The sequence below is a fragment of the Reichenbachiella sp. genome (assembly GCF_965233835.1).
Taxonomy (GTDB): Bacteria; Bacteroidota; Bacteroidia; order Cytophagales; family Cyclobacteriaceae; genus Reichenbachiella.
This window is the reverse complement of the sequence record NZ_OZ247585.1, coordinates 3,157,301-3,169,914: the sequence shown is the minus strand read 5'-3', so window position 1 is coordinate 3,169,914 and position 12,614 is coordinate 3,157,301. Positions and strand designations below refer to the sequence as shown.

Genomic DNA, 12,614 nt, shown 5'->3' with positions numbered 1-12,614 from the left:
TGTTGGTTGTTGAAATTATACTTCAATTTAATTCGAATTCAATAAACGAACCGAAACTCAAAGAAATATTCTTGTTAATTAATTAATCGCAGACCGTAATGTCTGCCGTTGGATAAAGAAATGATATGGCAGGGCTCAAATAGGGGATGTCTAAATTCAGTCCTCGAACGATCAACAAACAACCTAAAGTAAAGATGAAAATGGTAGATAGCTTGTTTAAACTGATGAATGATAGCTTTCGAATAGCCCTTCCTGAAATAGCCATAAAGAGCATAGCTGGAAAAGTACCCAACCCAAAAACAATCATGTATTTGGTGCCTTCGAGGAAGCTGGCCGTTGCGAGAGCACCTGCCACTGCAGCATAAACCAAACCACAGGGAAGAAAACCGTTTAAAATACCTAATAGGAAAGTGCCAGATAGCTTGTTGGTACGCAACCACTTAGATAGTGTTTTTTTAAGTCCTTGTGCCAATCTGTGCATCGGCTGATAGACCTTTCCTCTAATAGAACTAGAAACTGCCAAGGCGACCATAATCATGAATAATCCCATACCTATAGAAAAGGCCTGTTGATAACCCCCAAAAGTCACTAACTCTCCCAAAAGGCCAAACAGTAACCCAATCAAGGCGTAAGTAAAAACTCTGCCAATGTTGTATAATATTCGACTGATTAAGAATTTGGATAGAGATGATTGACCGGAGAGTGCTAAGGCAATTGGTCCACACATCACCACACAGTGCAGGCTTCCCACAAATCCAAGAAACAAGGCAGTCCAGTGCATTACAAGACTATTTTTTGTTCGAAGAAGTATTCTTTGTCCTTACTTTTCCAGTTGAGTTTGGTTTTCCATAAACCGGAGCCTAAGAGAGAAACTGGAAAAGTTTGACGGTATTGGTGATCCAGTTTGATTTCTATTTTCTTGTCGGATTTGTAGTCCGACGGTCTGAAAAAGTGAATTTCTCCATCTTTCATTTGATCAGCTACTTCACTAGGAAAGCTCAGCACAATTTGATTACCATCTTTCTTAACCATTGGTTTGTTACGAAGACTTTCATAGTTTCTAATCCTATTCATTTGATCCTCGTAGGCCAACTCCTCTTCGTAATAATTTACTGCCACAAGATTTACATCATGCTGCATGGATATGGAAACCATGGTGATAATTATCCCTGCAAATATTACAAACGCCAACACTATACTCTTTCCCCAATTCATCGTTTCATTTTTACAGGCCCTAAAAATTTGGTGTCAATCTCATCAATTTTTTCACCTTTTCTGAATACTCCAATGTCTACACTGGATTTTGTTTTTATGATATGGGTTGTTGGCATTTTTATAAAAAAGACGCCTTCATATTTGTCATTTGCTGGGATCACGATTTCCTGCGTACCTACTCTGTCAATATGTGCGCCTTCTAGGTTGAGCACTTTAAGTTCGAGCTTCATTTCTTCAAAAGTCTTATTGACAAACTGAATATTGTAGAGATTCGATATTTGTCCATCGTCTGTTTTCTGGTAGAGTGTTCCAGGTACTTTCAGTACAGTAATTTCTACATCAGATCTAGATATCAACATGAATGATAAAAATACCATCATAGCTACAAGCACCACTGAGTAGCCAGCTACACGAGGTGTGAAAAGCTTCTTCTGACCGGTTTCTATTGCTGTATGCGAGGACAATCTAATAAGCCCTTTAGGCTTGCTTATTTTGGTCATCACATCATCGCATGCATCCATACAAGCTGTACAATTCACGCATTCCAATTGGGTGCCATTTCGAATGTCGATACCGGTAGGGCAGACATGAACACAAAGCTTGCAGTCAATGCAATCTCCGGCCTCAGCATTTTGTTCATTCTTTTTTAGTTTGGTTCTTGGTTCGCCTCTTAGCCAGTCGTACATCACAGCCATGGTGTCCTTTACGATAAGGACACTTTGCAATCGTCCATAAGGACAAACGGCTACACAAGCTTGCTCTCTAAAGTAAGCAAACACCCAATAGAAAATTCCTGTAAAGGCAACCAATCCAATAAAACCACTCATGTGTGCAGCAGGAGGTTGGGTTACGATTTCTTGTACTTCTTCAATGCCAATCAGGTAGGCCATCACCGTATGAGAAATCAAAATAGAAAACGCCAGGTATATGAAATGCTTTAGAGATTTTTTCCAGATTTTAGACGCATTCCAGGGCGCTGCATTCAACTTCCGCTGCTGATTAGCATCTCCTTCAATCCAGTATTCAATTTTTCGAAATACCATTTCCATGAAGAGTGTTTGTGGACAAGCCCACCCACACCATACGCGACCAAAGGCCACGGTAAACAAAATGATGAATACAAAAAATATTACGGCAAGAAGCGCCAATAAAAAGAAATCCTGGGGCCAGAATGCCTGCCCCAGGATTACAAATTTTCGTTCAAATATATTGAGTAAGAGCAGTGGGTGCCCATCAATACTGATAAACGGACCACTGAATAAAAGACCAAGTAAAATGATAGTAACAAGTATGCGATAGTTGTGATAATTCCCTTTAGGTTTTTTAGGGTATACCCATACTCTCTTACCTTCCTCGTCTACGGTCGATATCGTATCTCGATATTCTTCCTCAAACTCATAATGGTTGTCCATTTTGCTTATTCAGTTGCTGTCTCCTCTTGCTCTGCTACTTCTATGGCTTCCTCCTTATACAACTCTCCCTGCGGAGCCTTTGCGTTAGCAGGGTTTGTTCCTTTCAATGTTTCAATATAAGAAGCCACGTCATTCATTTTAGTAGGAGAGAGTACATCACCCCAGGCAATCATTCCTTTATCTGGAACTCCATTTTTGATCGTGTTATAAATGTCCTGAATGCTTCCTCCATGTAGCCAATATTCATCGGTTAGATTCGGGCCAATTCCACCTTCGCCAGCAGCTTTATGACACGCAACACAATTACGTTCATAGACAGTTTTACCACTAGCCAATACAGCAGGGTCGTCAGAGAACACAATATTGGATTCGTCGATGGAACTTCCTGCTTCAGACTCACTCATATTGGCTTGGGCTTCTGCCATGGCAATTTCATACTCTTGCGTCTGGAGTGGTAGAGAACCGCTAACATGATACATGAACATATAAACGACCGCAAATACAATCGACGCATAGAACATGTACTTCCACCATGGTGGTAAATGGTTGTCTAACTCTTTAATGCCATCATAATCATGATCGAGTTCAATGGTTGCCTCTTTTTCAATCGGGACAGCATCAGTTAGTCCTGCATAGAACGTAGACCAGGCGCTAGGTTCCTCGACATATTCCACACCCTTTTCTTTAGCTTTTCGCATGGCGTCTTCTCTCACCATCACTTGTAGAATCACTAATAGGTAGAAGGCCACCAGTAACACGAGTAGCATGACAATCAATACGAGCACAATCATTAATTCAGTGGTGTTCAAAGAAAAGCTCATAATTTCAGATTCCGCTTGCGCAAATGCCATTGGGCCTGTAAGGAGCAACATCAAACAAACTCCTAGTCTTTTTGTGTATGTTTTAAATTGATTCATTTGCTTAAGTTTTGGGGGTTTTATTGATCGGAAGATTCTTCATTTCATCTATGTATGAATTGTTTACGCCTTTGAATACCCACCAGAGTAATGCAACGAAAAAGATGAAAAAGATAGATAGTGAAATAATTGGCCATATAGCTACATTATTTACCTGTTCGAAATAGTATTTAAACATAATAACCTCCTTTTATTCTTTTACAGTTATGTCCTTTCCTAATCGCTGTAAATAGGCGATTAACGCAATAATTTCCGCATCTCCTGAAATCTCTACATCCTCAGCTGCAAGATTGTCTGTTATGGTCTTTGCTTGAGCCTCTAATTCCCCATTAGCTACTTCCTCATAACCATCAGGGTATGGCACGCCTACTGTTCTCAAGGCATTGATTTTTCCTGCCGTCAAATCCTTGTCGATCATTTGCTCGAACAACCAAGGATAAGGTGGCATGATAGAGCCCTCTGATACCTGAGCAGGATCGAGCATATGATAGAAGTGCCACGAATCTGATTTCTTCAGTTTGCCTACGCCTTCGCGAGCCAAATCTGGACCTGTTCGTTTGGACCCCCAAAGGAATGGATGGTCATAAACAAATTCACCCGCTTTAGAGTATTCGCCATAGCGTTCTGTTTCTGATCTAAATGGTCTAATCATTTGTGAGTGGCAATTGTTACAACCTTCCCTGATGTAGATATCTCGTCCGTGTACCTCTAATGGAGTGTAAGGCTTTACAGAGGCAATGGTTGGTACATTTGATTTAATCAAGAAGGTAGGCACCATCTCGATAACTCCTCCAATAAGGATAGCTACTAAAGAAAGTGTGGTAAAAATGACTGGCTTTCTTTCTAGTATACTGTGCCAATGACCACCAGTGATCTCTTTCTTTTCTAATGCGGGGGCCTCAGCCTCTTCATCACTTACGAAAGATCCTATTCCAGCTGTTTTGATCAAGTTGTAGATCATGATGAGTACACCAATCAAATACAAACTACCACCGACTGCTCTCAGCATGTACATCGGTAAAATTTGAACTACTGTTTCCAGAAAGTTTTTGTATACTAAGAACCCTTCCGCATCGAATTGTTTCCACATAGAGGCTTGTGTGATTCCTGCAACATAAAGTGGGAGTGCATAGAAAATGATACCTAATGTGCCTAACCAAAAGTGAGTGTTGGCTAAACTCTTTGAAAACAATTCGGTCTTCCACATTTTTGGAACGAGCCAGTAGAACATACCGAAAATGATAAACCCGTTCCAGCCTAAGCCGCCAACATGAACGTGAGCTACAATCCAATCTGTATAGTGTGCAATGGCACTAACGTTTTTCAGCGATAACATGGGGCCTTCGAAAGTGGCCATACCGTAGGCGGTTACCGCTACCACCATGAATTTCAAAACAGGATCTTCTCTAACTCTATCCCAAGCTCCTCTAAGCGTCAATAGACCGTTTAACATGCCCCCCCAGGATGGTGCAATCAGCATGATAGAGAATACTACTCCTAAAGACTGTGCCCAATCAGGTAATGAAGTATAAAGTAAATGGTGAGGCCCTGCCCAGATGTAAATAAAAATCAATGACCAAAAGTGAATAATCGATAGGCGATAGGAGTAAACCGGTCTATTGGCTGCCTTTGGAAGGTAATAGTACATGATTCCCAAAAACGGAGTAGTAAGGAAGAATGCCACGGCATTGTGACCATACCACCACTGTACCAGCGCATCTTGTACACCTGCATACCATGAGTAACTTTTCATAAAGGTTACCGGAATCTCCATTGAGTTTACAATATGGAGTACAGCTACAGTGACGAACGTGGCGATATAAAACCAAATAGCCACATACATGTGGCGCTCTCGTCTCTTGATGATCGTACCAATCATGTTGATACCAAACACTACCCAAATCAATGTGATGGCAATGTCAATAGGCCATTCAAGTTCAGCGTATTCTTTACTGGTTGTAAATCCCATCGGAAGGGTGATGGCTGCAGCTAGAATGATCAATTGCCATCCCCAGAAATGAATCCAAGAGAGCATGTCATTGAACATTCGAGTTTTGAGCAATCGCTGCATCGAATAGTAGACTCCTGCAAACATGGCATTACCTACAAATGCAAAAATCACCGCATTGGTATGCAACGGCCTGACTCTACCGAAAGTAGTGTATTGCAAGTCGAAATTGAAGGCTGGATAAAACAACTGAATGGCTGCAGTAAGTCCTGCCAACATAGCTACCACTCCAAAAACAATGGAGGCAATAGTAAAGTACTTGACAATTTTATTGTCGTAACTGAATTTTTCTAGTTCCATATGAGGCAATTGATTTTATAATTTGAGGACTAAATTAGGTTACTATTTCAGGTCTGTAAATTTTTTAAATCATTCAAAAACATGATTAAAATCATGTACAATTATTTCGTTAATTCATTTGTTGAAAAAGCTTAATTACAAGCTCTTCAAGATGGTTTTACTTATTTTTTATTCTTGAACCAATAGATGATAGGTCCAAGAATAGGCAGTAAAATAACAACAGCGAACCAGATGACTTTCTGGTCGTTTTTAAGATTACTTTTTGCCACAGAAACTAGTGCCCAAATGGCAAATGCTGCGGCTACAACAGCTATTAATGTTCCGTTCATGGTTGTATTATTTTTCGTGGATTGTCATCATTGGTTTGTCGGTTTTGGATGCCATAGCTCTGGTGTGACTTTTATTAATCAATCGATCTAGCACAGAATGATTCTTAGGTAACATAAAAAGCATATCTAAGTGTAGGTCTTTGATGGCTTCCATTAAAATTTCTTCAAGCTTGCGATTATCAGTGAAAGTGTGATAAGATTGTTTTAGACCATTAAAATAATTAGAAATACTCAATTTAATGTCATCATATACAAAAAGCTTGTGCTGTTTTGAGGTCACATTTAAAAAACACAATTGGGAGAAATTCACCGTGGCAAAATCCCGTAGGGGTTCTAATATTGCTGGGTTGTCAAAGTCTGAATAGTCTATGGCCACTCCAAGTTTTTTGAAATTGCCAGCATGACAGTTTTCTGGAATTACGAGCACAGGAATTTTAGCTCTATCGATCATATCCATGCTATTGCTTCCTAAGAAATTAGTGAGCCAGCCGTGCTGCGATTTAGTTCCAGTGACAATGAGATCACATTCGTTCTGAACGGTGCAACTATATATAGCATTGTGAAGTGGAGCATTGTACTTGGAGTTAGTCACTTCTATATCCTGAACATCGTTAGATGAAATTAGTATGTCAAATTGTTCATCTAGTTGTTCATGATATTCTTGAAGTAGCGGTTGAATGATAGATGCAGCACCTACCGCCTCTGCATGCATGTGAGGCACATGGGTAACTGACACTACCTGAATCGAGGCTCCTGCTTTTTTTGCTAATAGTAGCGCTGTTCGAAAGGCATTTTCTGCACAAGGGGAGTAGTCCATTGGGACCAGTATTTTATTAATCTTCATTACTTGCTATTTAATACTACATGTCCAAACAGGGATAGTGGCATGGTTGACAACATCTTCTGCAACACTACCGACAAAAAAGTGTACCAGGCCCTTATGACTATGAGTGCTCATGCCGATCATGCTTGCTTTCAGTTGCCAGCTGAAAGAAAGAATTCCCTCTTCCGGTTTGAAGGCTTTGGCAATATGTACTTCATAATTTTCGAGATCATTTTTTCTGGCAATTGTCTCTAATCTTTCTTTACCCAAATCATCATTTACAGAATTGTAAGGAGTATCCACCCATACCAGATGAAGCTTTGCCTCTAACACTTTTCTAAACCCATCGAATGATTTGAGTATTTTATGGTGTGTTTCGTCTAAGTCCGTAGCGAACACTACATCTTGAATGGAATTGATATCACATTTTTCATGAATGGCAATTACCGGGCAGTGAGCATTCCTTACGATTTTTTCCGTATTGGATCCTACGAGCAGCTCCTTCAAGCCAGTTGCGCCTTTTGTGCCCATTACAATCAAATCGGCATCAAGTTCTTCGATCTGACCAGTTATTCCGTCATAGGCATTTCCCATAAGAATGACCTGATTAATGTTTTCTGTTCCTTCATAAGCCTGCAGAACAGTTTTCATTCTTTCATTGGTCTTTTTGATGAGCTCCAGAGTAAATATCTTATCCATTTGTTCATCAGCTTCTATTTCTCCAGTCACATTAAATGTAGTGGCTAGTGGATACTCAATCACATGAATAAGTTTAATCTCAGCATTTGTCTTATGGCTGAGCTGAATGGCAAAGTCCAATGCTGCCTCGGCATATGGACTAAAATCGTATGGTACTGCAATAGTTTGCATGACTTAAAGGTTTGATTAATTTAAAATAACAGTACTAAGGTATAAGACTGTGTTTGAGTCTCATCTGAGTTATGGCAATCCAAATAGTGATTTAGATCATGTCTAAATCGTCAGACTAAACTTATTAGACTTTTCTGATTCATTCCATAGATAAATGTCCAGCGCCATGCAGGCATTTCTGACGAATGGTCTTCCTTTTTTGGTTATACTGATGTGACCTAGTTCAAATGTTACTAAACCATCTGATATCATTTCTTCAAGTCTAATGGCCACCTCATCGAACAACTGAGCATTTATGTCCAATAGATCCCAATGGGTTTCGAAGTGGCACATAAGGTTGGTGATATGCCTCCTTACAAAGGCTTCTTGCTCGGTCAAAATGTGTGTTTTGATAATTGGAAACTCTTGGTTTTCAATGGCTTTTTTGTACACCTCTACTTTTTTCTCATTTTGACCATACCCAAGCCAGGAATCTCCTATGGCCGAAACTCCTAGCCCTACAGATAGCATACTGTGGTTGGTAGTGTATCCCATAAAGTTTCGGTGCATACTTCTGTTATTGGCTGCTAGGCATAGCGAATCATTGGGTAGTGCGAAGTGATCCATGCCCAATTCTTTATATCCTATGTCGAGAAGTAAGTGTTTACCTAACTCGTATAATTTCCTTTTTTCGTCATTGTTAGGTAGGTCTTTTTCGGTGAACATGCGCTGGCCTGGTTTGACCCAAGGAACGTGTGCATAGCTATAAAATGCAATGCGATCCGGTAGTAATTTTTGAACCTTTTCAAACGTGTCTTGTATGCTGTTTTGAGTTTGTAGGGGGAGACCGTAGATCAGGTCGAAGTTGATGGATTCATAGCCAATAGTTCTTGCTTGATCGACTACTTTTTTTACCTGTTCATAAGTTTGAACTCGATTGATGATGTGTTGTACTTTTGGGTCAAAGTCCTGTATGCCAAAACTCACGCGACGAAAACCTTGATTGTAAAGAGCCCTTAAGTGCTCTTCTGTTGTATTATTAGGATGTGCTTCAAAACCAAACTCGGCATCTTCTCTGATAATGGATGTTTGCCGTATTCCTTCAATTAATCTCACCAAGTTTTCTGGGCTAAAGAAGGTAGGTGTACCTCCACCAAGGTGTATTTCTGTTATTTCAGGTACATCCTCAAATAGTGCTATGTATAATTTCCATTCCTTTAATACGGTGTCTATGTATGGTTTTTCAACGGCATGATTGATGGTGATTCTGGTTGTGCATCCACAATAGGTGCATAGACTCTCACAAAAGGGTAGGTGAATATAGAGACTGATACCTTTATCATTATTAGTCAGATTAAAGGCATTTTTAATTTGTGATTTCCAACCAACCATATCGAGGCTTTCTTTCCAGAAAGGTACAGTAGGATAACTCGTATATCTAGGGCCAGGAATATTGTATTTATGAATAAGTGAAGTTGCCATGTTTGATTATTATTTAATAGCAAATCAACAGGAGTCCGTTTGGACTTCTAAAGGACTCCATCACTTCAAAACATGATCTGTGTCATCTATTTTTTGGATGTGACAGATGATTTTGGTTTATCATCATATAAAATTCTCATGGCAGGAGAGTCGGTGTCTTCATACTGATCTGATTTTACTGACCAGATAAACAGCGCAAGAAATACCAGAGCAATTACAAGACTAACGACAATAAGTATGACTAGAATTTTCACGCCTTCAATTTTAACTTATAGCCCAAATATTTAACTCCTAAAGTTGACAACGCCACAACGGAAATACTGCTAATTGGCATCAAAATAGCTGCAATCACCGGAGTGATGAAGCCTGCTACAGCAAGGGACAATCCTGCAATGTTGTAAACAAATGAAACAATAAATCCTGACAAAATAATTCTTTTTGACAAACTGATTAGAGATAGAAATTTTGGTAGCTCGGTGAGTTTGTTCCCAAGCATAATGATGTCGCTGGCAGGTGTAAAACTCGACATATTCTCAGCAACGGATAAACCGACAAAGCTGCGTTTCAAAGCTCCGGCATCATTGAGGCCATCACCAATCATCATCGTTTTTTGTTCCTTTTCAAACGATTCAATTGCAAATAGTTTATTCTCAGGTGTTTGATTAAAATTGATTTCAGTTCCTTTAGGAAATATTTCGACAAGACTTTTTCGCTCAGCCTCATTGTCACCTGACAACACTGCAAGATTAAATGTTTTGCTTAGTTGATCAATCATAGACGATAAACCAACTCGATATTTAGTACGCATTAGAAAATACCCTTTCACTTCTTTGTTTATAGATACAGCGACTACGGCACCATCAGATGAGTCTATAGATAGTCCCACGAATGTTGGAGAACCCAATTTAATTTTTAGATTATTTACGAGGCCAGAGATACCTTTCCCTTTCGCTTCCTGGAAACTTGTGACTTCAAAGTGTTTTTGAAAATTTTTAAGATGATGGACTAGTTGCAGACTCAATGGATGCACCGATTGGGAAGCCAATGCATATAAGTTATTTTTTTCTTCGTTATTTAATTCTTTACCTATCCATTCTACGTTTTGACTTGATCCAGTGGTGATAGTTCCAGTTTTGTCAAATATAATTTTTTTGACCTGCCATAATTTCTCTATGACATGAGTTCCCTTCAGATACATTTTGTGTAACCCTAAAGTATTCATCGTTGCATTTAATGTAAAAGGAGTAGCCAGTGCCAGTGCACAAGGACAAGCCACTATTAATACAGAAGACACTACATACAGGACTTTTGAACTGTCAAACACATACCAGTATAGCCCAGAAAAAAGCGCAATAAGTAACACTATAGGGGTAAAGTATCTGCTCACCTGATCTATGAGAGAGGGCATTCCAGTATCCTCTTCATCAAATGAAGAGTGATTCCAAAGTTGGGTCAAATAACTCTGAGAAACTGGCTTTATGATGGTCATTTGGACTGCAGAGCCCTTTACTTTTCCGCCGGCATATATTTTAGCACCTTCACAAATTCTATTTGGAATAGATTCACCTGACACAAAACTATAGTCTATTAATGCTTCTTTGCTCATCAAGATAGCATCACAAGGCACGATTTCTTCATTGCGAACTTCAATCAAGTCATTCACCTCCAAAAGGGAGACCAGAGTGCTGGTTTTGGTTTTATCAGCCCCTTTTATTTTTTGGATAGCTAATGGGAAATATGATTTAAAGTTTCTATCAAAGGCAAGGCCTTCATAAGTTTTGCCTTGAACCCAGCGCCCGATCAAAAGAAAAAATACCAAAGCAGACATAGAGTCCAAATATCCAGGGCCTGTGTTGCTAATGATTTCATATAGACTTCGGCCATAAAGAGCCAAAATTCCAATAGCAATAGGCAGGTCAATATTAAGAAGGCGTTTACGTAGGCCACTTAATGCTGAAGTGAAAAATTCGCTTGAACAGTAGGATATAACAGGGATTGACAAGCAAAGACTAATGTATGTGAAGTATTGAATGAATTCTGAATCTATCTCAATACCCAAATAGTCGGGGAAGGCGAGAAGCATAATATTACCAAAGCAGAACCCTGCAATTCCAATTTTCAGATCTCTGGTTTTATTTTTTTTAGCGCTTGTTGCTCCTTTGGCATCCAACGAAATTTCAGGCTCATAGCTCAACTGGTATAGCAAGTCAGCAATTTTCCTTAAGGTGGTTTTAGTAGGATTGTAATCGATGGTCAACCTCTTTTTAGAGAAGTTGATTTTAGAAACGATAATTCCATTATCAAACCGACTAATATTCTCCAATAGCCAAATACAACTGCTGCAATGAATGGAAGGTATGCTAAAAGTAATTTTGGACAGTTGATCGGATTTGAAGTCTAATAAATGATCAACTACTTCCTCGTTATCCAAGAATAGATATTTGTCTTTGATGAAGTGGCTTAGCTGATTACCGGGATTGTTTTCAAAACTGTAGTAATCGCATAGATCATTTTCTGATAAAAGCTCGAATACGGTCTGACAGCCAAAACAACAAAAAGTATGATCGTTGTGCCATAACGGTTCGGACTGACAGTCTTCACCGCAGTGGTAACAAATGGTTTTATTTTGTGTGATATTTTGACTCAAGTGCCTCGGATATTGTGAAGATGAAGGTAGCTAAATCCTTAGTCTGGTGCAACGGTATAAGACAATTTTGGATTTTGCTCAATCTGGTGAATGTAATCCTCCCAGCTATCAAAAAAATCCGCCCTGGAAATTCCTTTTCCAATGAGAGATTTTGTCGTCTCAGCGTTGTATTTTTCAGAGATCAATTGAACTGGTGAACATCCTAATTTGATTAAATCCGCGAGCTGTTCATTTTTTTTACCTTCTTTTAGCGCATATAAAATAAGGTCAAATTTATTTTGACGACACAAGCTACGGATACAGTTGACCGTAAATCCAACTTCCATTTTAAATTCTAAATGATTTGGTTTTTTTCTTAAATCGAGATTCTCATTAAAGGTGTTATAGTTCTGAAGTAATTGACTTTCAATTGATTTACGTAACTCTACAGGAGAATCTCTCTGACTGGAAAAATCATCGGCAATGAGTCTGTAGGCATGAAGTAAGACTAGGTGGTCGTTTTTATGTGCTTCAGCATCTATTGCGTATTTTACCACAGCCTTGGAGGCTTTTGAAAAATCAATGGGCACAAGTACATTGCGGACTGAAATCATATAGGTAGTTTCAATTTTATCTCAAAATTAGTCCTAGTG

The 12,614-nt window shown here is 39.2% G+C and carries 12 protein-coding genes; all 12 read right to left on the bottom strand.

Annotated elements, in window-relative coordinates; genetic code table 11:
- Positions 1-82 precede the first annotated feature (82 nt).
- Positions 83-781 (bottom strand): sulfite exporter TauE/SafE family protein, encoded by a 699-nt coding sequence (locus ACO6S2_RS13355; RefSeq protein WP_422359059.1) that lies wholly within the window; start codon positions 779-781, stop codon positions 83-85.
- A complete protein-coding gene (locus ACO6S2_RS13350) occupies positions 781-1,215 on the bottom strand; it encodes a FixH family protein (RefSeq protein ID WP_422359058.1) in 435 nt (144 codons plus the stop codon). Before ACO6S2_RS13350 ends, ACO6S2_RS13355 begins: the two co-directional genes overlap by 1 nt.
- Positions 1,212-2,627, bottom strand: coding sequence for a cytochrome c oxidase accessory protein CcoG (ccoG, locus tag ACO6S2_RS13345; protein WP_422359057.1), 1,416 nt, complete (start codon positions 2,625-2,627; stop codon positions 1,212-1,214). Before ccoG ends, ACO6S2_RS13350 begins: the two co-directional genes overlap by 4 nt.
- A gap of 5 nt (positions 2,628-2,632) precedes the next feature.
- Complete coding sequence (locus ACO6S2_RS13340; RefSeq protein ID WP_422359056.1) at positions 2,633-3,544, bottom strand: cbb3-type cytochrome c oxidase N-terminal domain-containing protein; 912 nt, start codon at positions 3,542-3,544, stop codon at positions 2,633-2,635.
- Between the two features lie 190 nt (positions 3,545-3,734).
- On the bottom strand, positions 3,735-5,852 hold the full coding sequence (gene ccoN, locus ACO6S2_RS13335; RefSeq protein ID WP_422359055.1) for a cytochrome-c oxidase, cbb3-type subunit I: 2,118 nt from the start codon (positions 5,850-5,852) through the stop codon (positions 3,735-3,737).
- A gap of 161 nt (positions 5,853-6,013) precedes the next feature.
- Positions 6,014-6,181, bottom strand: coding sequence for a PLD nuclease N-terminal domain-containing protein (locus tag ACO6S2_RS13330; protein WP_422359054.1), 168 nt, complete (start codon positions 6,179-6,181; stop codon positions 6,014-6,016).
- 7 nt (positions 6,182-6,188) lie between these two features.
- Entirely contained in the window at positions 6,189-7,025 is an 837-nt protein-coding gene (locus tag ACO6S2_RS13325) for a universal stress protein (protein ID WP_422359053.1), read from the bottom strand.
- Between the two features lie 6 nt (positions 7,026-7,031).
- Positions 7,032-7,874, bottom strand: coding sequence for a universal stress protein (locus ACO6S2_RS13320; protein WP_422359052.1), 843 nt, complete (start codon positions 7,872-7,874; stop codon positions 7,032-7,034).
- A gap of 102 nt (positions 7,875-7,976) precedes the next feature.
- Positions 7,977-9,335 (bottom strand): oxygen-independent coproporphyrinogen III oxidase, encoded by a 1,359-nt coding sequence (gene hemN, locus ACO6S2_RS13315; protein WP_422359051.1) that lies wholly within the window; start codon positions 9,333-9,335, stop codon positions 7,977-7,979.
- Positions 9,336-9,421: 86 nt separating this feature from the next.
- The gene (gene ccoS / locus ACO6S2_RS13310) at positions 9,422-9,589 is read right to left on the bottom strand and encodes a cbb3-type cytochrome oxidase assembly protein CcoS (protein WP_422359050.1); all 168 of its coding nucleotides are present in this window, start codon (positions 9,587-9,589) and stop codon (positions 9,422-9,424) included.
- Positions 9,586-11,982, bottom strand: a complete 2,397-nt coding sequence (locus tag ACO6S2_RS13305) for a heavy metal translocating P-type ATPase (protein WP_422359049.1) — start codon at positions 11,980-11,982, stop codon at positions 9,586-9,588. Before ACO6S2_RS13305 ends, ccoS begins: the two co-directional genes overlap by 4 nt.
- 38 nt (positions 11,983-12,020) lie before the next feature.
- On the bottom strand, positions 12,021-12,575 hold the full coding sequence (locus tag ACO6S2_RS13300) for a universal stress protein (RefSeq protein WP_422359048.1): 555 nt from the start codon (positions 12,573-12,575) through the stop codon (positions 12,021-12,023).
- Between the last annotated feature and the right edge of the window lie 39 nt (positions 12,576-12,614).